Consider the following 20822-nt stretch of genomic DNA (forward strand, 5'->3'; position numbering starts at 1 on the left):
CTTCGGGCGCGTCGGGCGGGTCCGGCGATTCGTGGGCTTCGGGCGGTTCGGGCGGAGTGACGTGACGGTGCCGACGCGCCTTGGCGGCACCCTGCTCGCCGCCCTCGCCGCCGCCCTCCTCCTGGCGAGCTGCGGCCCCACCCACCACACCGGGTCCGCGGACCGCACCCCGGCCCGGATCGCCGACGCCCCGGCCCGCCTGCCCGTGCCGAAGGGCGACGGCAGCAGGACCCCGGACGACTTCAACGGCGACGGCCACCGCGACCTGGTCCTGGGCGACCTGGTCAAGGCACAGGCCCACGCCGACGACCCCGGCATCGGCATCGTCTACGGCAGCGAGCGCGGACTCGTCCCGGGCGCCCGGCAGTTGATCACCCCGGGCGGGCAGGGCGCGGCCACCGACGGCCAACTCCCCGCCCTGTTCGACGCGGAGGCCACCTGCGACCTCGACAGGGACGGCTTCACCGACCTCGTCGTCTCCACCGACCCGCCCTACGACGGCCAGGGCCCGCCCCCGGTCCCGCTCCAGATCCTCTTCGGCTCCCCGACCGGCCTGACCGGCAGGGCCGTTCACCTCACCGTCCCGCCCGTCGCCCGCGTCGGCAACGACTGGCCCGACCAGCCCGTCTGCGGCGACTTCGACGGCGACGACGCCGAGGACCTCGTCCTGCACGCCACCGGCGGCCATCTCACCTACCTGCGCGGCCCGTTCACCCGCAAGGGCACCCCGCACGAGGCCGGCGCCCCGATCCCGGCACCCGGCGAGGTCCCCACGGGCCCGGCCGCCGACGTCGACCGCGACGGCCACGACGACCTGATCGTCCGGACGGCACCGGGCACCGGCCCCTCCGCCGTGGTCCTCGGCGGCCCGGCGGGACCGACCCGCACCGGAGCCGTCCTGCCGTCCGGGATCGACGTGGCCCTCGGCTCCTTCGGCCGCGGCAAGGCCCTGGACGCGGCGGTCGGCGCCATGGGCGGAACGTCCCTGCGCTACGACCTGCCCACCGCGGCGAAGGGCTCCCTGGCCTCCCCCGGCTCGGTCCTGGACGCCGCCGACTTCGACGGCGACGGCCTGAGCGAACTGGTCTCAAGCGGCTCGCGCCTGCGCGTCTTCCAGGGCCGTACGACGGGCCCGTCCACCGAGGCGACGGTCACCGTGGAACCTCCCGCCACCGGCACCACCCGGGTCGTCGCGGTCGGCGACTTCGACGGCGACGGCCGTGCGGACCTCGCGGTGCGGACGTACCGGAGCGAGACGCAGGACACCGTGGCGGTGTTCGCCGGGACGAAGCGGGGCCTGGTGGCCACCGAACCGGCCGTCACGTTCTCGACGTCGGCGTTCCTCACCGGCCCGTAGGGGACGGCCGGCGGCCCCCTTAGGGGATGTCACAGCTCGGCAGCAAAGCCGTCCCCGAAACCCCGGGCGCACACGCCGTTCCCCGGGACCAGGTACGTTCGAAGGCGTGGCTGGATTCAGGATCGGACGCGGCCGGGACAACGGCGCTCCTCACGCGCGACCGCAACAACCTCCGTACGGGCAGCAGGCGCCCCAGGGACAGCCGTACGGCTACCCTCCCGCGCCGCAGCCCCACCCGGGCCAGTGGACCCAGGGCGGCGGGGGCTACGACGAGCCGGAGTACTTCGGCGACGGCAGCGGTGCCCCGCACCCGCAGGGCGGCCCCGACCCGTACGCGGCGAACAACCCGGGCCACACGCAGGCGTTCTCGGTCGGCGAGGACCCCTACAACCCGGGCGGCACCTACCGCGCGGGCTCGGCCCCGGCCGGCCCCGTGGGCCCCCGTCTGCACTGGAAGGATCTGCTGAAGGGCATCCTGCTCTCGCCCAAGCAGACCTTCCTCCAGATGCGGGACTACACGATGTGGGGCCCGGCCCTCGTCGTGACCTTCCTCTACGGCCTGCTCGCCGTGTTCGGCTTCGAGGACGCCCGCCAGGACGCGATCAACGCCACCCTGTCGAACGCGATCCCGATCGTCCTCACGACCGCCGTGGCCATGGTCCTGTCGGCGTTCGTGCTGGGCGTCGTCACCCACGCCCTGGCCCGCCAGCTCGGCGGCGACGGCGCGTGGCAGCCCACGGTCGGCCTCTCCATGCTGATCATGTCCCTGACCGACGCCCCCCGTCTGATCGTGGCCATGTTCTTCGGCGGCGACGCGTCCTTCGTCCAGCTCCTCGGCTGGGCGACCTGGGTGGCGGCCGGCGCCCTGCTCACCCTGATGGTCTCCCGCTCCCACGACCTGCCCTGGCCCAAGGCCCTGGGCGCGTCGGCCATCCAGCTCATCGCCCTGCTGTCGATCGTGAAGCTGGGCACGTTCTAGGGTCTTGCGGCGGTATGACGACGAAGGGCTCCCGGTGGTCACCGGGAGCCCTTCGCCTTGAGTTACGCGGGGTAGGCGCGGTCCAGAGCCGACCGCACGTCCCCGATCTCGCGTTTCCACCGGTCGCTCTTCAGCGTCCCGTGATCCCAGACGACCACGGGCTCACCGCCGGCCACGCAGTAGCCGTAGACCTGATCGGCGATGTCGTCCGTGAAGAGGTGGTCGAAGTGGAACGCCCCCTCGAACGTCAGCCAGGCGATGCCCTCCGCGTGCGCGGCGGCTTTTCGCAGGCACTCGCGGAGATAGCCGGGCAGTCGCGGGTCGTCCAGGCGCCCCTCGTCGAAGGTGAGGTCGTACGCCAGGACGACCGCGTCCCGGTCCCAGGCCTCGGTGCCGAGGGGGAAGACCGCGACTTCGTCCGGACGCGTGCCGAGGAGGTCGAACCCGTCCTGCGCCAGCGCGGACTCGACCCGTCCCAGTGTGAACAGGCCGATCACCGCGGGGCCGCTCCACGTCAGGGCCTCCTTGAGGGAACTCACCACAGGCCCCACTTCGTCATGTTCTTGGCGGGCGGCACCATCGCGCTCAGGATCTTGCCCTGATAGTTGCCCTCCTTCGCCACGAAAATCACCACCACCTTGCCGTTGACCTTCTTGGCGAAGCCCTTGGCCTGGGTGCCACCGATCTTCCAGTCGAACGTCTTCTCCGGCGACGTCAGGACGTGCCCGAAGTTGTCCTGGAAGTACTTCACCTGCGAGGCGACGCTGCCCTTGTTGGGGATCAGACCGTCCGAGATCAGGTGCCGGATGGCATGCCCGCCCCCCTTGTTCATCCCGGTGAACGCGTCCGCGACGGTGTCCGCGGTGAAACCGATCGGACAGCTCGCGTTGTGCACCAGGACCGGTGTGCGGCCCGCCAGCACGTAGTACGTGTTGAAGTCCGCGACCGTCAGGTTGTGGACCCGCTGCTCCGGCACGGCCCACGCCCGCGTCCCGCCCACCGTCGCGGCGCCACCGGTGTCGGTGCGCAGCACGGTGCCGGTCCGGAGGTCCCCGGCGTCGACCCAGGTGCGCTGGTCGCCGCCCGCCCAGAACGGGTGGTTGTAGGTGGCGACCACCGTGCCCGTGGACCGTCCGCGGGAGCCGGTGACCGAGACGCCGACGAGGTTCTTGGGCCCGGTGCTCTCGATGGTCGCCCGGACCCGCTTCGCCTCGGTGCGGCCCGTCTCCGGGTCGGTCGAGACGATCCGGTCGCCGACCCGGACGTCCTCGATCTCCTCGGTCCGGCCGCCGGCCAGCAGCACCCGGGTGCCCGGCACGAAGCTGCTCGTCCCGCAGTGCATCTTCTTCAGGAACTTGAGCTTGAGGGCGCTGAGGGCGAGACCCGACAGACACGAGGGCTTCTTGTTCTGCAGGCAGTTCTCGATCTCGTCGGCGCCGATGTACCAGGCGATCAGACGGTCGAGGGTGGTGCTGGTGATGCAGCCCATGCCGCCCGCACCGTCACCGCCGCAGACCAGCATGGTCTCGCCCGGCTTCAGATCGCCGTTCTGCAGGACGATGGACCGGTAGTCGACCAGCCGCCGTTCGAGGGCGGCGCGCAGCTCATTGTCGCTGAGCGGCTTGCTGGTCTCCAGCGCGGCCTCTTCCTGGATCTGCTTCTTCAGCTCCGCGACCAGCAGGTCGGCGGCCGTCTTCATGGCCTCACCGGCCGCCTTCGCGGCGGCGGCTGAGTCCGCCTCGGCCGCCAGCTTGGACAGACCGGCCTGGTAGGCGGAGTTGTTGGCCTCCAGGGAGTAGCCGTAGGCGACGGCGGCGGAGTGCTGCGCGCGTTCCGCGGAGCGGGCCGCCGACCGTGCGTCCGCCTGCGCCGAGGCAGCCGCGTTGCGGGCCGTCCTCGCGGACTCGGCCGCCTGGGCGGCGGAGGCCTCGGCCTGGTCGGCGGACTTGTCGGCCTGTTCGGCGTACGTGTTCGCCCGCTGGGCCGAGTCGTTGGCCGCGTTGGCCCACTCGGTGGCCTTGGCGGCGTCCTTGCGGGCCTCCGCGGCGGCCTTCTGCGCGTCGGCGGCGTCCTTCTGCGCGAGCGCCGCCGACTTGTAGGCGGCCTGGAGCAGGATGTTGACCTCGGCGAGGTGGGCGGCCGCGTTGGCGTCCCGCTGCCGCGCCTGGTGGAGGCCGATCTCCAGGAAGGGCCGCAGCCCGGACGCGGGGCCCGACAGCACGGCCTGCGCCGCGGCCCGCACCTCGGGGCCGCCCGTGGCGAGGGCCTCGCTGACCGCCACCCGGTCGTCGTCCTCCTGCGCCGCGTACTGCCCGGTCTCCAGGAACGCCGCCAGGTCGGCGGCGGTGCCGTCCAGCGCCCTGCTCGCCGCGGCCTTCACACCCGGACCGCCCTGGGCGGCGATCTTGCCGACGGCGACCCGGTCGTCGTCCTCCTTGCCCGGGTAGGCGCGGGTGCGCAGCCAGGCCCGCACCTCCTCGATCGGCTTGTCCAGGACGTCCAGCGCGGCCTGCTCCTGCGCGGGGATCTGCGTGGTCGTGGCGATGTGGCCGACGCTCGCGCGGTCGTCCTGTTCCATCGCGACGGCCAGCCTGACGCGGACGAAGTCGGCCACGTCGTCGTCGCTGCCCGCGAGTGCGTCCGCGGCAGCGTCCTTCACCCAGGTCCCGCCGCTGCTCAGCAGGTTGACCGCGGCCTGGCGGCCCTTGGCGGCCGTGACCGGCAGATCGGTGGAGGCGGCCGCCTCCGTGATCAACTGCCGGGTCTGCGCGCCGATTTCCTGGGCCCTGCCGATCTCCCACTGGGCGGCGGCGACCTTCTCGTCGTGGGCCGCGGCGGCCTCCTCGGCGGCCAGGACCGCCTCGTCCTGCTGCTGCGCCAGCCGCTCGGTGTCGGCCTTGCGGGCCAGCTCGACCACGGTCGAGGCCTGTTCGGCCGCCGACATGGCCCGGTTCGCGGCCTGGCTGGCCGCGTTGGCCGCGTCGGTGGAGGTCTTGGCCGCGTCCACCGCCTGGCCGGCGGCGTCGGCGGCCTTGTTCGCCGCGATCGCCGCGGCCTCGGCGTGCGCCGCGGTCTCGTTGGCCGCGTCGCGCGACTGCCGGGCGGCCGCGGCGGCCTGCCGGGCGTTGGACTGCGCGGAGTCGGCCGCGCGCGTGGCCTGGTCGGCGAGTCGCTTGGCCTTGGCGGCCGCGGCTGCGGCCTCCTCGCCCTTGGCGCCCGCCTCGCCGGCCCACCGGCCCGCGTCCGCGGCGGCGGCAGCGGCGGCCGCCGCGTTCGCGCCCGCGCTGGCCGCGGCACCGGCCGCGGTGGCCGCCTGTTCGGCGGCGATACCGGCCTGATCGGCGGCGTCGGCCGCCTTCCGCGCGCCCGCGGCGGCGGCGTTGGCCTTGTCCGCGGCCTTGCGGGCCGCCTCGGCCCGTCCCGCGTCACTGGCCGCGGCACCGGCAGCGGCCCTCGCCGCGGCCGCCGCGCCACCGGCCTGACCGGCCGCGTAGGCCGCCTGTGCGGCCGCCGAGGCCGCCATGCGTGCCGTCGCGTTCGCAGCCGCCGCCGCGGAGACCGCCGTGCGCGCCGCCTGTGCGGCCCGGTCGGCGGCGGCCGCCGCGCGGGACGCGGCCGCGGCCGCCCGGCCCGCCGACTCCTTGGACTCCTGTGCCTCCGCGGCCGCTTCCAGAGCCGCTGCCTTCGCGGCCTGGGTGGCCTTCGCCGCCTTGGCCGCCTCCTCCTTGGCGGTCTCGGTCAGCTCCTTGGCCCGCTTCTGCGCCGTGTCGGCGAGTTCGGCGAGCTGGGCGACGGTGATGGTCTCCTGGTCGCGCGCGGCCGCGACCGCCCAGCCGTCGTCGAGGAACTGCTGGACGTCCTCGTCCGTGCCGTCCAGGGCCTGGCCCGCGAGCAGCCGCACGTTCGGGCCGCCGGTGTACAGCAGCCTGCCGACCTTGACCCGGTTGTCGTCGGCGCGCGCCTTGTACTGCCCGGTGTTCAGGAAGGCGCTCACGTCGTCGGCCGTGCCGTTCAGCGCCGTGTTGGCCGCCTTCTTCACGCCCGGACCGCCGAAGGCCATGATCTGCGCCGCCTGGACGCGCTGGTCCTCCTCGTAGGCCGCGATGTAGCCGTCGTCCAGGAACGCCTGGAGCTCGGCCTCACCGCCGCCGAGCGCGGTGTTGGCCTTCTCGCGCACGGAGGGACCGCCGATGGCCATGATCTGCGCGACCTCGACCCGCAGGTCCTCCGTCTGTGCGGCCGCCAGGTCCTGGTCCATGAACGTCTGGATGTCGGCCGTAGAACCCAGCAGGGCCGCCTCGGCCTCGCGCCGGACGCCCTCGCCGCCGTACTCCCACTCCATGAGGACGTCGGCCCGGGTGAACTCCGGTGCCGCCTCCTCCGCCGCGGCGGGGCGCGGATCGATGCCCAGGATCATCACCAGGGCTATCAGCGCCGCCACGGAACCGCGCCGCACCGGCGCGGTCCGCAATCTGACACTCAACGTATTTCTCCCTCACCGAGCACAGGGAGCGAGAACAGTGACAAATTTGCGTACGCCATCACATGCCCCCCGTGCGGACTGCTCAATCTTTAACGGCACCTTACATTTCCCCCACCGAATTCTTGCCTCGCATACGTGCCTACGGGCCCTTATGCCCGACTTATAGCGCATCCTCCTGACATTTTCGTTACCTTTTCTCAACGAGGCCCCGTACAACCGTTCGCGCACGTGACGGAGGTCACCGCGGCCTGTCAACGCTCGCCCCATTTGGGGGAGTTCACGCGGTGGACAGGTTCGCGAGCGCGAGGTTGCATAGCCGTTCAAGCAGTTTTCCGGCAGGTGGCCAGGGGGGTCATTTCATCGCCGGGAGTGGGGGGCTGCACCTGTATTCCTTGTTCCTTCACGCCCGTGCGCGAATTGCGTTTCCGCCATTCCTCGTCCGGATCGACCAATGTGATGAAGGGACGTTTTCCCATGCCGTCGAGGCCGTATCGCAAAAGACTCCTGGGCACCGCCGTGGCCGCCCTGGCCGCCGGCGCCGTGGCCTGGACCGCCATGACAGCGGGCGGCACTGCCGCCGACGCGGTGTCCGTGGCCGGCGAGGCCCCCGGCTACGCCGTCGAGGACTTCGGCTACCCGCAGGCCGACAAGATCCTGGCCGAGAAGAACATCCTGCTCAAGCGCGGCGACGGTCACATCACGCTGGCCGACTGTGCGACCGGCACGGGCCAGTTGGAGGTCCAGGCGCGCGACAAGAGCAAGGTCTGCTTCGACGTCAAGGGCACCTCCGGCTGGCTCACCCTGGAGCTGCCGTCGGTCTACCTGATCCGCGGCAACGACTACACCACCGAGGCCGACATGACGGTCGGCAGCGAGCAGCAGTCGTACGACATCGCCAAGAACGCCTGGACCCCGGTGGGCGAGAGCTCGGACGAACAGGCCCGCGAGTGGACCCTCCTGGAGCTCCGCACCGCCAAGTAGCGCTCCGTAGAGCCCCCTTGCCCGATCCCCGCCACCCACCAGGGAACCGAACCTCATGACCTACGCCAGACCCGTGCGCCTCGCCGCACTGGCCGCCACCCTGACCCTCGGCTCCGCCGTGTTCGCGGCAGGCCCCGCCGCCGCCGTCACCGGCCCCGCCGTCAGCGCCGCCGACACCACCTACGCGTACACCGCGCAGATCATCGTCGGCGACCACGACCGCGGCTGCTCCGGCGTCCTCGTCGACCGCGAGTGGCTGCTGACCGCGGCCAGTTGCTTCGCCGCCGACCCGGCGACCAGCCTGAGCGTGCCCGCCGGCAAGCCGGCCACCAGCACGACCGCGGTCATCGGCCGCTCCGACCTGACCGGCACCGCGGGCGCCGCCCGCCAGATCGTGCAGCTCGTCCCGCGCACCGACCGCGACGTGGTCCTGGCCCGCCTCAACCGCCCGGTCACCAACGTCGCCCCGATCGCCCTGGCGACCGCGGCCCCCACGGCCGGCGAGAGCCTCACCCTGGCCGGCTACGGCCGCACCGCCACCGAGTGGGCCCCGCTCAGCCTGCACACCGGCACCTTCTCGGTGAACTCCGCCACCGCCACGAACGCCGCGGTCACCGGCACCGGCGGCACGGCCGCGTGCATGGGCGACACCGGCGGCCCGCTGGTCCGCGGGACGGGCGGCACCGCCCAGCTCGCCGCGCTGGCCAGCCAGTCGTACCAGGGCGGCTGCTACGGCATCGCCGGCACCGAGACCCGGACCGACGGCGTCGTCACGCGCGTGGACGACCTCGCCTCCTGGGTGAGCTCGACCGTCGGCACCGTGCGCGTCACCGACTTCAACTGCGACGGCGTCGAGGACATCGCGATCTCCGACCCGCGGGCCACCGTCGGCGGCGTCGGCGCGGCCGGCCTGATCCGGATCGTCTACGGCGGCGGCAAGGGCACCGCCGAGATCAACCAGAACCTCGACTGGGTACCCGGCTCCGCCGAGGCCAGCGACTGGTTCGGCGAGTCCCTGGCCACCGTCGACTGGAACGAGGACGGCTGCACCGACCTCGTCGTGGGCACCCCGGCCGAGGACATCGGCGGCGCCGCCGACTCCGGCATGGTCGACGTGCTGCACGGCGCTCCCGGCGGTCTCGGCACCGGGTCGCTGAAGAACACCCACTTCGAGGAGGGCTCCGGCACCGGCTCCCTGGCCACCGCCGTCCCCCAGGCCGGTGACCGGTTCGGCGACTCCGTCGCGGCCGGTGTGACCGCCTCCGGTGAGCCGTTCGTGGTCAGCGGCGCGCCGGGCGAGAGCGTCAGCGGCCTGGCGAAGGCCGGCGCGGCCTTCTACCTCCGCGCCAAGACCAACATCATCTTCCACCAGGACAGCACCGACGTGCCGGGTGCGGCGGAGGCGAACGACGGCTTCGGCGGCTCGGTGGCGGCCGACACCAACTTCTTCGCCGTCGGCGCGCCCGGCGAGGCCATCGGCGCCGACGAGAACGCGGGCAACCTGGCCGTGTTCAGCCACACCCTGACCTCGGCGGGCCTGCCCACCCCGAAGTTCGGGCTCGACCAGGACCTCGACACCGTCGCCGGTGGCGCCGAGGCGGGCGACCAGTTCGGCTGGTCCCTGGCCCTCGCCCCGTACCGCCCCTCGGGCGCCGCGGCCGCCACCGACTCGCTCCTCGCGGTCGGCGCCCCCGGCGAGGACCTCGACATCGACGGCGTCGCCAAGGCCGACGCGGGCAATGTGCTGACCTTCCGCATCACCGCCGCGGGCGCCGTCAGCCAGCTCAACTACATCTCGCAGGGCACCGCGGCCGACGACGTGACCGGCACCGCGGAGGCCGGCGACCGCATGGGCGCCGCCCTGACCGCGATCAACACGGCACCGCGCGCGCTGAGCACCACGGCGACGATGAAGCTGGCCGTGGGCGTCCCGAACGAGGCCATCGACGCGGCGGACAACGCGGGCGCCGTGCACACGTTCTCGCTCCTGGGCGCCCCCGGCGCCAACGACCGCTGGCTGGAGGCGGGCGACGGCGACGGCATCCCCACGGCCCCCGGCGCCGGCCAGCAGCTCGGCACGAGCATCCACTACACGGGCACCAAGCTGTACGTCGGCCTGCCCCTGGGCCCGTCGACCTACGGCACCCTGTACGCCCTGCCCCTGTCCAACGTCACCGCCGGCGGCGCGGTCGCCCCGGTGACCACGTACCAGCCCGGCACGGGCGGCCTCCCGGCAGCGGGCGACCGCTTCGGCTACGCGGCACGGTAACCGCACCCCCGCTCACCACGGCGAAGGGCCCCCGACCTGTGCCGGGGGCCCTTCGCCGTAGCTCTTCCCGCCACTCTCAGGCGTCGAGAACCTGCCCCTGCCGACGGACTACGGGGGGTTCGACCGACCAAGGGAAGTTGATCCAGTCGTCCGTGCGTTTCCAGACGTACTCGCACTTCACCAGGGACTGCGACTTCTCGTAGATGACCGCGGAGCGGACCTCGGCGACGGCGTCGAGGCAGAAGTCCCGCACCAGTTTGAGCGTCTTGCCGGTGTCGGCGACGTCGTCGGTGATGAGGACCTTCTTGTCGGAGAAGTCGATCACGTTGGGGACCGGGGCCAGCATGACCGGCATCTCCAGGGTGGTCCCCACGCCGGTGTAGAACTCGACGTTCACCAGGTGGATGTTCTTGCAGTCGAGGGCGTACGCGAGACCGCCGGCGACGAAGACCCCGCCGCGGGCGATGGAGAGCACGACGTCGGGCTCGTAGCCGTCGTCGGCGATGGTCTGCGCGAGTTCGCGGACCGCGGTGCCGAAGGCTTCGTAGGTGAGGTTCTCCCGCACGCCTGCCCCGCTCATACCTGGGTCCGGTGGAAGTTGAGGAAGGAACGGGAGGCGGTGGGGCCGCGCTGGCCCTGGTACCGGGAGCCGTAGCGCTCGCTGCCGTAGGGGAAGTCGGCCGGCGAGGAGAGCCGGAACATGCACAACTGGCCGATCTTCATGCCCGGCCAGAGCTTGATGGGCAGCGTGGCCAGGTTCGAGAGCTCCAGGGTGACGTGCCCGCTGAAGCCGGGATCGATGAAGCCGGCGGTCGAGTGCGTCACGAGCCCGAGCCGGCCGAGGGAGGACTTCCCCTCGAGCCGCGAGGCGAGGTCGTCGGGGAGCGTGATGACCTCGTACGTGGACGCGAGGACGAACTCCCCGGGGTGCAGGATGAACGGCTCGTCGCCCTCCGGCTCCACGAGCCGCGTCAGGTCGGCCTGTTCCACGGAGGGGTCGATGTGGGGGTAGCGGTGGTTCTCGAACACCCGGAAGAAGCGGTCGAGGCGCACGTCGATGCTGGACGGCTGCACCATGGATTCGTCGTAGGGATCGATCCGCACCCGCCCGGCGTCGATCTCGGCCCGGATGTCCTTGTCTGAGAGAAGCACGCCCCGAGGATACGCAAGACGCGCGGGGCCGCCGTCATCGGACGGACCCGCGCGCCTGGCGCCGACTTCCTACGCTTCCCTCTAGTGCTTCTCCAAGGTCACCTGCACGACGCTGCGAAGCCGGGCACAGCGAGGACAGCGGACAAGCCGTCCGGGGCCGAGGCGCTCGGCCTGCTGCATCGGGAACGAAGCGGTGCTGAACACGTGCCCATCGGCACAACGGACGACGGTGCGCTCCATCAAGTCCTAGAGTCCCTTCCCCAAGAGCCGCGTCCGGCTGCTACTTGCCTGACGACAAAAGCCACATTACGGGATGGACGGGACGGCCCTCCAGGCGGCACTCCGGTCCCGCCCGGACCCTCTCCCACGTCTCCACCGTACGCCCCAACTCCCGCGCCCCGCAGCCCCGTCCCACCCCACGAACGCACTCAGGCCCCACGGCTTCAGCGCCGGGGGCCTGGCATGAGGTAAGGTAACGTTGCGTTCGACACCGGTTCCGTCCGGCGTCCCTCGCGGGTGTAGTTTAATGGTAGAACATCAGCTTCCCAAGCTGAGAGCGCGAGTTCGATTCTCGTCACCCGCTCCATGCGAAACCCCCAGGCCAGAGGCCCGGGGGTTCTTTGTTGTCTAGACCGGTGAACCTGTCGCGCACCACAACCGCACCATTAGATCTCGGCAGCCTCTTCGCTGTGGTGCGCAGGGTCGTCCTTGTGGCACTTCGCACGCTCGGCGCGCACCAGGTCGTCGAGCCCGGCGGCCACCTCGCGCTGTCGCTCCTCGTCGGAGTGCTGATAGATCAGCGCGGCTTTCTCAGAGGACTGCCCGGCGCGAACCATCGTGTCCTTGAGGGTGGCGCCCGAGCGGGTCGAGAGGGTGTGCCCGGTGTGACGAAGGTCGTAGAAGCGGAAGCCGTCCGGGAGGCCGACAGCGGCACGGGCGCGTCGCCACTTCCGGCCAAAGGAGGTGCGCCGGAAGGGAGCTCCCTTCTCCCCGACGAAGACGAGCCCCTCGGCTCCCTTCTCGGCGAACGGCCTGGGTCTGGGGGCTCACTTGCCCAGGATTTCCGGAAGAGGTGAGCCGGGCCCGCTGCTGGACCCGCGACATCCTGCGGGGGTCGCCGCTCGCGGAGGACGCCGAGCTGATCGTGAGCGAGCTGAGCGCGAACGCGATCCTGCACACGGCCAGTGGTCGGGAGGCAGGGAGCTTTCATCTGGCGGTGGCTGTGTCGGCGCAGGTGGTCGCGGTGTCGGTCACGGATGACGGCGGCCCGGGACGGCTCCGAAGGTCGAGCATCAGGACCAGGAGGCGGAGCACGGCCGGGGCTTGGGCATGGTCAGCGTCATCGCTCACCGGGTGGTGGTCCACGACAGCGACGGCGGCCACACGGTCACCGCGGAACTGTTCACCGACGGCGGTATGGGAGGGCACCCGTGCTGACGACGAACGGGCTGCGACGCGGCTTGGCGTGGGCTTGGCTCTCCCCGGGCCGCATCGCAACCCGACAAGCCCTCTTACGCTCCGAACCCTGCACGGTCACGATCACCCAGGACCAGACCCGCATCACCTGGACGATCCGCCCAGCGATCTTCCTACCACTCGCCCACCGCCAGGGCACCGAACACCCAGCCTGCGCACACGACTTCAAGCCCCACACGCCCGACTGAGTTACAACTTTCTCTACTAGTTCAAGGCGGCTCGCTCCGCTCCCCGCGCGCGGCCCGACCCCCGGCCGGGCCTGCGCTCCTGCCTCCGTCCCGCTCCAGCCCGGCCGACGGCCGTGCCGCGCACACAGCAATCAGCCACCTGAGGCCAGAGAAGGGGTACGTCGTGGCTAGGGCGGCCGGCTGCAGCTAAACCGCTGCTAGCTGATTGTCGATTTGGTGTTGAACCAGCACGGCTGACACGTCGAAATGATCAGCAATCCTCTCAACACTTTCAAGAGATGCAGCCCACGGGTCTTCGTCTAGTAGGGCGGCAATGCCGGCTGCGGGTGCAAGCAGTTCCGCTGCAAACGCTCGTTCGGTCTTTTGCTTTTCAGTGTAGGCTCCTGTAACCAAGAACGGCGCATCGCCGTCTACGACTGAGTGCCATAGCGCTCGTCCGACAAGAAAGTTCTTTGTCCTGCTAGACGCTTGCTGAGATCCGATCACAAGAGCTGCACCACCTCCGCTTTGGCGCCCGAGAGCCTGGATCCTCGGCTCAGGGGAAACCAGCTCCTGAGCGGATACGTAATCGTTCAGCGCAAACGGTTCCGTGTCAGCTACTTGAGCAATCTGACGCGCGATCCTGGCTTGCTCCCACCCCATCTGCCACGGCCGATATGTCGCCACTGTTCTGCACTTCGTCAAACCTGCACGAAGTTCAGCCGTTCTTGAACTTCGAGGTGCGGTAATGCTGTCGACTGTGGCAGATGCTCGGGAGATCCATCCCAGAGATTCATGAATCCTGTCTGGCGATACAGCATCGATAAAATCGTCAAACATATTCGATGCTAGAGCTTGAGACGAGTTAATGATCTCATCTTCAAACTCATGCGCTTCAGAGTATGGGTCCAAGCCGAGCCGAGCAGCTGCGATACAGTACTCTACCTCCGCAGCGTCGGCACCTGTTACAGCAGCCCATTCTTTATGGAGTTCAGTGGCGACTAGGCCACACTCATCTAGCCTCGAAATGACGGAATTGATGATGCGAGCAAGTTCGGTCTGCAGATCCGCAGAGGAGACTACGACCTCTCCTTGCCCTAGGTAGCGGACCTTCCAATTAGCGACGGGAGAAGAGTACGGCCGCCAAGAGATCGTTGTCTGGCTTCCCGAGGGAACGATAGCAAGATCAGGCCACGCGAAGCCATCACCGATTCGTCGAAAATTGTTCCTGAGGAACTCTGGATCCGTCAGACGAGTCCGCTCGAATCGGCTCACAAGTTCAGGTCGTGAAAGTCTTGAGTTATACAGAAGCTTCCACCAATTGAAGGCTAGCCATTCGGCGAGTGGATATAGAGGAGCATAAATCGAGCGCCGCGAACTCCCGGAATCAAGATCCTCCACGAGGGTGACGAGGTTTCCACCCGCATGAATTTCAATTCGCGCCCAGGTTGCCTTATGTTCGGGAAGCCTCACTCCGGGAGCAGATTCCCACTCCCAAGAGAACTTGATCATATCTTCAGCTTCCATCACGTCAGCAGCCCTTCCGGGAACTCGTTAGGTGCCAGCGGGTACCCCTTATAATGCCCTTGCTCTCTATTTACAAGCCTACCTTCGTACACTATGTTACCACGCTTCACCCAAACATATCGGGGAAATTCTCCCTCGAATAGCTCTCCGATATTCCCGAGAGAGAATCCCTCTCGAAGCCATTCGGTGATTTCATCCCTATCTGTCAAAGAGGGGTCGCACCTAGATGCGTCTGCTCGGAGCCGTGGCGGGCCGGCGAACGATGGGTACGACTTGTGTTCCGCGCTCCCCACATACTGCGTTCGCTTCGCCAGCTCGGCCAGCTCCTCCAACCTCTCTTCGGGCTTCGGGCGCTTGATGGTTCGGGCCAACGGGCGCTGACGCTTGGGGGCTCGCATGACCTCAGTATGTTGCCTCGATGCCTCACCCGGCACGGTCTTGCGAAAGATGCACCGCCCACGACAGCCAAGCAAGCAGGCTGGCGATGAGCTGTGTGGAGGAGGCTCGTCTTACAGAAGCGCGGCTGTGGCGCCCCGACGTCCCACCGCACCACAACTGCACCAGATCGAGCGGGGATCAGCGGGAAATTACGGGGAAAGCAGCTGTGCCCTCGGCGACGAGGAGGCGGACGTTCCAACCGGTCAGCGTCTACAGCAGGCCCTCTGTGTCCGCAGCTTCCCAAGCTGAGAGCGCGAGTTCGATTCTCGTCACCCGCTCCACGAAGAAGGCCCAGGTCAGAGACCTGGGCCATTTTGCTGTCCGCTGCGATCACTCGCCGCGTGCCAGATCCGTGCCAGAACGCCACCATACGCAGCGGCATCGACAGAAAGAGCCGTGTCGCTGAGGATCCTGGGGTGGCTTACGACGAACTCGTCCTGGCGGTGCGTGCGCATGTGGCCGGCTGCGGATTGCCCGGCCCTGCGTCTGCCGAGGACGTCGCCGCCTTCGAGGAGGTGGTGGGGCATCCCATGCCCGAACTGTTGAAGCGGATCTATCTCGAAGTCGCCAACGGTGGCTTCGGACCGTGGCAAGTGGTCTCCCTGACCGAGACCGACGACTGGTTCAGCGACTGCGCAGACATCACCATGGCGTACCGCGGATTCACCGGACCCGACGACGCCGTCCCGCCCGGGATCGTCCCGCTGATGGACCGGGGCTGCGCGATGTGGACACTGATCGACTTCCGTTCGGCCGACGGACAGATGTGGGACTGGGACCCCAACCAGTGCTGCATCCGGCATGCCGCTGCACCGATCGGACAGTCCCTAGCCGAATGGCTCACCGAGTGGTTGCAGGGCGCAGCTCACGAAGGCCCCTACCCCCTTCGCGCACCGGCCGACTCCGAGTGTGTCAACCCGTGAGGGCGGACGACGGCCCGTCTCGGTGTCCGTCTCATGCAGCTACGTTCACCGTCGTTCAGGCAGGGCCGCCCACCACCAGTCGGAAAGAGGGCGCCTCCGCTGGGATACCGTGCCAGGCATGCCGACCAAGCAAGTCTGTCCGCGCTGTGGGCAGGACTGGATCCACCCGTATCGCTTCAGGGCCAATGGGACACCGTTCTCGCCGTGCACCGAGTGCGACTCGCTGTGGTGGCCGGGCGAAGCGGTTGAGGTGGCTCGCGCTAAGTTCCTCGATGATGTCGTTGCGGAACGCCTTGGCGTAGAGGGAAACCCATGGGGCGATCTGGTCTGGGCCGACGTCATCGAGCCGGCTGCGGAACAGGGTGCTTAGTTCGCTGCACATGACGCACGCCCACCCCGCACGTGCTTCGTCATGGCGGTGCACAAGCGCCCCGGCCCGCGTCAGAGCGGGAGGTCGTCGGGGAGCACCCGGAATGCCTTGTGGCGGCCCAACGGGCGTACGGCCCGGAAGTCCCGTCGGTCCAGGGTGAGAATCGCGTCCGTGTCGTAGTCGGCGGCAAGCGCCACGTTCACCGCGTCGGCGAGGTCGAGGTCCAGCGCGTGGTACCGCACACGGACAGACTGGGCAGCACCCAGGTGGTCCTCCGTGATCTCCGGCATGACGACACGACCCCGGCTCATCCAGCGCCGCAGGTCGTCGACCGCGCTGAGAGCAGCCTCCCTGCCGAGCTCACGCGTCGCCACGTGATCCAGTTCGGCCAGCAGGAGCGGGGACATGACCAGCAGGCCCGCCGCCATGATCGCCTCGTTCGCCGCCCCGTGTTCCGGATGAGCCGAGTCCAGGGCTGCCAGCAGGCCGGACGTGTCGGCGATGACGATGATCACGCGGCGGATCCGGAACCCGAGCCGGTCTCCCGTCGGACGGCCTCGGTGACCGTGTCGCGGATCTCCGACTTGGACAGGGTGCGTCCCGGCCCCTCGAAGGTGCGCGAGAACAGCGGCTCGTCCCAGACCCTGTTGGCCATGGCCGCAAGGTGAATGCCCTGACGGATGATCTCGGCCTCGCTGATGCCCCGGCGCTTGGCGGCCTCCTTGATGATCGCCAGGTCCTCGGGGTCGGCGTACACGTTGGTGCGCTTCATGGACATGTACCAAGCGTAGTCCATGTACCGATTTGGTGTATGCACCGTTGCCGTGTGCGTGCGCGCTTGCCGGTGGCGGGGACTGGTGAGCAGCTCGCGGAGTGAGTTGTCAGAAGGGCTGTCGCCGACAGGACGAGTGTCTACGATCACGCTGTGAGCTACGACATCTACTTCCTGAGCAGGCGTGACGGGCAGTCCTGGGACGAGGTCCTGGAGGCGATGGAGGACGCGGCCGAGGAGAGCGAGTCGATCCCTGCCCGCCTCCTCGATGCCTGGGACCGAATCGTCCCGCAGGCCGGGGCGCTGCTGGGCGAAGTGGACGTCACCGGGGAAGAGCAGGAATCGCGGGAGCTCAGTGACTCGGACACCGGCATCGACCTGTCCGTCTTCGGTGACGAGGTAAGCATCACGGTGCCGTTCTGGCACGCAGGGAACGATGCGGCGGACGTGCTCGGCAAGGTCTTCGCCCTTGCGGCCGTCGTCGAGAAGGAAACCGGGCTGACGGCCTATGACCCCCAGACGGAGCGTCCACTGATGGAGACACAACCGCAGGGTCTGGCCGAGCTGATGTCGGGGGTCACCGAGGATCTGCGCAGCCGCTACGGCGGTTGATCGTTCCGCGGCGGAGGTGTGACAGAGGGCGGCAGGGGCCCGCAGTGGCGCACACGGGGAAGCCGACCGTCCTGTTTCCGCTTCCCGCACCAATCCCCTGAGCCCGGCCACGCTCTGTCGCGGTGGCCGGGCTCGGCAAGCAGCGAGGGAAGAAGCCGACGTCGAAGGGCGCTAGCGCCGGGCAGGGCGCTTGATTCCCGCGCGGCCCGCCTTCTCGATCCGTTCCGGGCCTGCCGTGGTGCGGTCCTCCTCCCTCGCCCTCCAGTCCCTGGGCTGGAGGAAGAGGAGTTCGCCGCCGCCGGGCACGATCATCGCGCCGCCGAAGGGCTCGTCGCCGGCGAACCAGACGCCGTTGGTGATGCCGACGGGCCACCGGCCACGCCCCAGGGCGTCCTTCGCCCGCAGGGTGAAGGGGGTGCCCTTCTGATCTCCGAAGCGGAGGTAGAGCGTGTGGGTCGACTCCATGCCGATCTTCTCGACGGGCGTGCGGAATTGGAGGGGGTAGGTCCGGAAGACCTTGGCGCACTTCCGGATCGAAGACACGCGGCCGTAGAGAATGATGAGCGTCCAGACGGCGCCGAGCATTCCGACAATGCCCACCGGCAGGAGATAGTCGAGTTGGAACACGTAGAGCTGGACCCACAGCAGAACGAATACCGGGAAGAACTTGAGGAATCTCTTCAGTGCGGTCCGGTAGTGGTATCGCACAGCGCCCTGGTACTCCGATCCATCGGTCGGGTACGGCGCAGGCGGGGTGTCCGACTCCAGACCGTCTTTCCATCGTTCTGGCACTGTCATCCGAACGGGCTCCTCTCGTCCGCCCCCGAGCCGGCATCCGGGAACGGCCCGGTCTCGTTGCCCTCTTCGGTCGGGTCCTCGAACGTCACCGTGCGTGCGACACCCAACAGCACACCGCGGTAGTCGTCGGCGAGCTCCAGTGACGGGGTGACGAGCTGCACGGTGACGATCGACCCTGAGCGTGGCACCGGGATCGCCACGGTGCCCTGCCAGACAGTGCCCTGCGCGGGGCCTTCCTCGCCGTCGGGGGGAGCGGTCGGTGCGACCGTGGTCCGCTCCGTCTCCCACAGGTACCCGGTGCCCGCGGGTAGTTCCACGGGTACGAGGCCGTCGTCCGCGCCGGTCCCGCCGTCGCCCAGCATCTGGATCAGCACGGCTTCGGGGTGTGCTCCCGAGGTCGGGACGGTGGAGACCGTGAGGACGGACAGCGTGGGCTCGCCGCCCTCGCCGGGGTGCATGCCGAGCGCGCAGCCCATCACGGCCTGGCTCCGCAGCAGCGTCAGGACGACGGAGTAGAGCCGGAAGACCTGGTCCGCGCGGTCCCGAACGTCGTCGGGAAGCGCGCTGATCTGCCGGGCCACCTCCTGGATGCCCTCGGGTGACGGCTGAAGGTCCAGTTGCAGGTACCCATAGGGCAGCCCGTACCAGAATTCCGCCTTCGGCTCGGCCTCCACCGTGTCGAGAAACCCGTTCACAGCCGGATGCCCTCCATCAGTTCACCGAAGACCGTGAGCAGTTCGCCCCCTGCGCCCTTCAAGCCGGTCGAGGCAGCCAGACCCTTGGTGATCTCGGAAGCGTCGTGTCCTGGGCCGTTCTTCGGGAAGACGCCCAGGTTCTCCAGGGACGACGCCATGTTCGCTGCCACGTTGACGCCGTTGATGCCGTACTGGAGGGCGCCGGTGGCGGGGGCGGTGGCCACGTCGAGGGCCTTGAAGTTGAACGCGGGCACGATCTCCCTGCCGAACGTCCCCAGCTTCGAGCCCAGGGACAGGGCCTCGCCGCCCTCCCGGGCGACCGCCGCCGCAAGAGCCGCCTCGCTGCCGGCCTTTGCGAGGGCTCCGACGCCCGGCACCATGCCCAAACCGTCACCGACCATCGCAGCCATGGCAAACGCGCCCTCCTTGAAGCCGTACCTGCCAATCAGCGCGTCCCTGAAGTCCTCGCTGGCGAGGTTCTTCGCCATGGACACCCCGCTCGCCACGACGGCGATGCCCGCGAAGACCGGGGCCAGCGGGGTGGGGAGCAGGGCCAGCAGGCCCGCGATGGCCCCGATGGTGCCGGCGTGCTCCACGAGGAACTCGCCGACCGCCTTGAGGCCCTCGCCGATGGCGCTGAGGGCCTTGTCGAACCACCCCGGCTCCTTGGGGGCCAGCTTGTCGTCGGCCTCGTCGAGGCTGCGGGCGACGGCTTCGGCCGCGTGGGTGTGGGTGCCCTCCAGCTCCTTCGCCTTCGCGATGACGTCGTTGTAGGCGCTGTTGGCGTTGTTGAGGTGGGTGGTGGCCTCGTTCAGTTCGCGCTCGGCGGCGCGCAGGCGCTGCGTCGCGGCGTCCGCCTCCGCCTGGCTCGGGTACTCCTTGCCGGCGAGCTTGAGGTCCGGGTTCTCCTTGGCCTGGTCGTAGCGGGTGCGCGCCTTGTCGGCGTCGGCCTTGTTCTCGCGCGCCGCGTCGTCGTACTTCTTGGCGAGGTCGCGGTGGGAGGTCAGGTCGCCTTCCCAGGTGCCCAGTGCGCCCGCGGCCTTGTCGAGGGAACGGCCGGCGTTCAGCATGGCGGTCTTGAGGTCGCCGTCCAGGGTGTCCCGGAACGCGCTCGCCGCGTCTCCCTGCCAGCTCGAGCTCGCTCCCAGCAGGTACTCGATCTGGCGGTGGCAGTTGTTGAGCGTGTCCGCCGCGGCCTTCACCTTGCGGTAGAGGGAGGTGACCTGCTCGGGGACGCCTGGTACGGGGTTCCAGCCGAGGCTCGGGTACGGGTTGTCGGCCACCGGTCACTTACCCCCGGTGTTCGCGGCGTTGGTCTCTTCCATCTTCTTGAGGGCCTGCGAGAGGTTCTCCTCGAACTGCTTGTAGCTCAGCGCGGTCTTCTCCACGCCCTCGTCCACCGCTTTGATCATGTCCTTCAACTGACCCGTTCCGTACTTCCACCTGTTCTGGAAGGTCTCGCACGCCTCGTCCAAGCGCGGGGTTCCGATCTGTTCCGCACTGACAGCGGAGAGCGCTGTGCGTGCTTCTTCCAGATCGGTGACGGTCTGCTTCAACACCCGGCCAAAAGAGTTCAATTGACTGAGGTCGACCTTGAATTCATCCGCCATGAGGCGGCCCCCTTCTTCGACTGCGAACGAGGCGACACGGGACGCATGGAGTGCGGAACAGGCGTTCCCGCCATGGTGCCGGCGCGCCACCAGACTAAAGTACGAGCAAAGGCACGATGTCACCGTTCCCCGTGCGGAACAGCAACTCCCGGACGTTTACAGGGAGTCGGTCGCGGCCACGACCCACCTGCCGTCCATCACCTTCGAATCTCC

Annotated in this window: 19 protein-coding genes, 2 tRNA genes and 3 pseudogenes; 11 read left to right on the forward strand and 13 right to left on the reverse strand. The window is 69.2% G+C overall.

The features are described 5' to 3' along the window. Positions 1-67: 67 nt before the first annotated feature. Both AOJ26_RS08270 and AOJ26_RS08275 read left to right on the forward strand, forming a co-directional pair. Positions 68-1357, forward strand: a complete 1290-nt coding sequence (locus tag AOJ26_RS08270; protein ID WP_053847571.1) for an FG-GAP repeat domain-containing protein — start codon at positions 68-70, stop codon at positions 1355-1357. Between the two features lie 106 nt (positions 1358-1463). After that, entirely contained in the window at positions 1464-2336 is an 873-nt protein-coding gene (locus AOJ26_RS08275; RefSeq protein WP_053847544.1) for a Yip1 family protein, read from the forward strand. 62 nt (positions 2337-2398) lie between these two features. Here the strand turns inward: AOJ26_RS08275 and AOJ26_RS08280 are convergent, their stop codons facing one another. Next, positions 2399-2875, reverse strand: a complete 477-nt coding sequence (locus AOJ26_RS08280) for a hypothetical protein (RefSeq protein ID WP_143663609.1) — start codon at positions 2873-2875, stop codon at positions 2399-2401. After that, complete coding sequence (locus tag AOJ26_RS45050; protein WP_306300082.1) at positions 2872-6819, reverse strand: polymorphic toxin-type HINT domain-containing protein; 3948 nt, start codon at positions 6817-6819, stop codon at positions 2872-2874. The genes AOJ26_RS08280 and AOJ26_RS45050 overlap by 4 nt, the downstream gene beginning before the upstream one ends. A gap of 474 nt (positions 6820-7293) precedes the next feature. Here AOJ26_RS45050 and AOJ26_RS08290 point away from each other — a divergent pair, with 474 nt between their 5' ends. Both AOJ26_RS08290 and AOJ26_RS08295 read left to right on the forward strand, forming a co-directional pair. Further along, positions 7294-7800 (forward strand): hypothetical protein, encoded by a 507-nt coding sequence (locus tag AOJ26_RS08290; RefSeq protein WP_179200359.1) that lies wholly within the window; start codon positions 7294-7296, stop codon positions 7798-7800. A 55-nt stretch (positions 7801-7855) separates the two neighbouring features. Beyond that, positions 7856-10069 (forward strand): S1 family peptidase, encoded by a 2214-nt coding sequence (locus tag AOJ26_RS08295; protein WP_053847546.1) that lies wholly within the window; start codon positions 7856-7858, stop codon positions 10067-10069. A 76-nt stretch (positions 10070-10145) separates the two neighbouring features. On the opposite strand, the gene AOJ26_RS08300 is transcribed toward AOJ26_RS08295, so the two are convergent. Together AOJ26_RS08300 and dcd are read right to left on the reverse strand one after the other, a co-directional pair. Next, the gene (locus AOJ26_RS08300; RefSeq protein ID WP_053847547.1) at positions 10146-10649 is read right to left on the reverse strand and encodes a phosphoribosyltransferase; all 504 of its coding nucleotides are present in this window, start codon (positions 10647-10649) and stop codon (positions 10146-10148) included. Beyond that, positions 10646-11221: a dCTP deaminase gene (dcd, locus tag AOJ26_RS08305; protein ID WP_053847548.1), complete on the reverse strand. Its 576-nt coding sequence runs from the start codon at positions 11219-11221 to the stop codon at positions 10646-10648. Before dcd ends, AOJ26_RS08300 begins: the two co-directional genes overlap by 4 nt. Before the next feature lie 512 nt (positions 11222-11733). On the opposite strand from dcd, the gene AOJ26_RS08310 reads away from it, so the two are divergent. Continuing rightward, positions 11734-11807 (forward strand) — tRNA-Gly (locus tag AOJ26_RS08310). Positions 11808-11886: 79 nt separating this feature from the next. Here AOJ26_RS08310 and AOJ26_RS41270 read toward each other — a convergent pair. Beyond that, positions 11887-12249: pseudogene (locus tag AOJ26_RS41270) on the reverse strand (site-specific integrase); the annotation flags it as partial. Between the two features lie 44 nt (positions 12250-12293). Between AOJ26_RS41270 and AOJ26_RS44265 the strand changes: the two are divergent. Together AOJ26_RS44265 and AOJ26_RS44270 are read left to right on the forward strand one after the other, a co-directional pair. Further along, positions 12294-12658: pseudogene (locus AOJ26_RS44265) on the forward strand (ATP-binding protein). Positions 12659-12684: 26 nt separating this feature from the next. After that, positions 12685-12885: pseudogene (locus AOJ26_RS44270) on the forward strand (hypothetical protein); the annotation flags it as partial. A 186-nt stretch (positions 12886-13071) separates the two neighbouring features. Here the strand turns inward: AOJ26_RS44270 and AOJ26_RS43385 are convergent. Together AOJ26_RS43385 and AOJ26_RS43390 are read right to left on the reverse strand one after the other, a co-directional pair. Then, positions 13072-14376, reverse strand: coding sequence for an ImmA/IrrE family metallo-endopeptidase (locus tag AOJ26_RS43385; protein WP_143663610.1), 1305 nt, complete (start codon positions 14374-14376; stop codon positions 13072-13074). 14 nt (positions 14377-14390) lie between these two features. Continuing rightward, positions 14391-14789 carry a hypothetical protein gene (locus tag AOJ26_RS43390; RefSeq protein ID WP_143663611.1) on the reverse strand — a complete coding sequence of 133 codons (399 nt, stop codon included), beginning with the start codon at positions 14787-14789 and terminating at the stop codon, positions 14391-14393. A gap of 226 nt (positions 14790-15015) precedes the next feature. Between AOJ26_RS43390 and AOJ26_RS43395 the strand changes: the two genes are divergently transcribed. The 3 genes from AOJ26_RS43395 to AOJ26_RS43405 all read left to right on the forward strand — a co-directional run bounded on the left by AOJ26_RS43395 (position 15016) and on the right by AOJ26_RS43405 (position 16122). Beyond that, positions 15016-15110, forward strand: a tRNA-Ser gene (locus AOJ26_RS43395). A 135-nt stretch (positions 15111-15245) separates the two neighbouring features. Further along, on the forward strand, positions 15246-15752 hold the full coding sequence (locus AOJ26_RS43400) for an SMI1/KNR4 family protein (protein ID WP_053847549.1): 507 nt from the start codon (positions 15246-15248) through the stop codon (positions 15750-15752). Between the two features lie 118 nt (positions 15753-15870). Next, positions 15871-16122 carry a hypothetical protein gene (locus AOJ26_RS43405; protein WP_143663612.1) on the forward strand — a complete coding sequence of 84 codons (252 nt, stop codon included), beginning with the start codon at positions 15871-15873 and terminating at the stop codon, positions 16120-16122. A gap of 71 nt (positions 16123-16193) precedes the next feature. On the opposite strand, the gene AOJ26_RS08325 is transcribed toward AOJ26_RS43405, so the two are convergent. Next, positions 16194-16637, reverse strand: coding sequence for a PIN domain-containing protein (locus AOJ26_RS08325; RefSeq protein WP_053847550.1), 444 nt, complete (start codon positions 16635-16637; stop codon positions 16194-16196). Further along, positions 16634-16900, reverse strand: a complete 267-nt coding sequence (locus AOJ26_RS08330; protein WP_053847551.1) for a CopG family transcriptional regulator — start codon at positions 16898-16900, stop codon at positions 16634-16636. The genes AOJ26_RS08325 and AOJ26_RS08330 overlap by 4 nt, the downstream gene beginning before the upstream one ends. Before the next feature lie 147 nt (positions 16901-17047). Here AOJ26_RS08330 and AOJ26_RS08335 point away from each other — a divergent pair, with 147 nt between their 5' ends. Continuing rightward, on the forward strand, positions 17048-17506 hold the full coding sequence (locus tag AOJ26_RS08335) for a hypothetical protein (RefSeq protein ID WP_053847552.1): 459 nt from the start codon (positions 17048-17050) through the stop codon (positions 17504-17506). Between the two features lie 171 nt (positions 17507-17677). Here the strand turns inward: AOJ26_RS08335 and AOJ26_RS08340 are convergent, their stop codons facing one another. The 4 genes from AOJ26_RS08340 to AOJ26_RS08355 form a co-directional block, all read right to left on the reverse strand. Next, positions 17678-18214: a hypothetical protein gene (locus tag AOJ26_RS08340; protein WP_234358498.1), complete on the reverse strand. Its 537-nt coding sequence runs from the start codon at positions 18212-18214 to the stop codon at positions 17678-17680. 86 nt (positions 18215-18300) lie between these two features. Beyond that, positions 18301-18999, reverse strand: coding sequence for a hypothetical protein (locus AOJ26_RS08345; RefSeq protein ID WP_053847554.1), 699 nt, complete (start codon positions 18997-18999; stop codon positions 18301-18303). Next, on the reverse strand, positions 18996-20282 hold the full coding sequence (locus tag AOJ26_RS08350) for a putative T7SS-secreted protein (RefSeq protein ID WP_053847555.1): 1287 nt from the start codon (positions 20280-20282) through the stop codon (positions 18996-18998). The genes AOJ26_RS08345 and AOJ26_RS08350 overlap by 4 nt, the downstream gene beginning before the upstream one ends. A gap of 3 nt (positions 20283-20285) precedes the next feature. Beyond that, the gene (locus tag AOJ26_RS08355; RefSeq protein WP_053847556.1) at positions 20286-20609 is read right to left on the reverse strand and encodes a hypothetical protein; all 324 of its coding nucleotides are present in this window, start codon (positions 20607-20609) and stop codon (positions 20286-20288) included. Positions 20610-20822: the final 213 nt, after the last annotated feature.

The sequence above is a fragment of the Streptomyces sp. NRRL B-24085 genome, assembly GCF_001282115.1.
GTDB lineage: Bacteria > Actinomycetota > Actinomycetes > Streptomycetales > Streptomycetaceae > Streptomyces.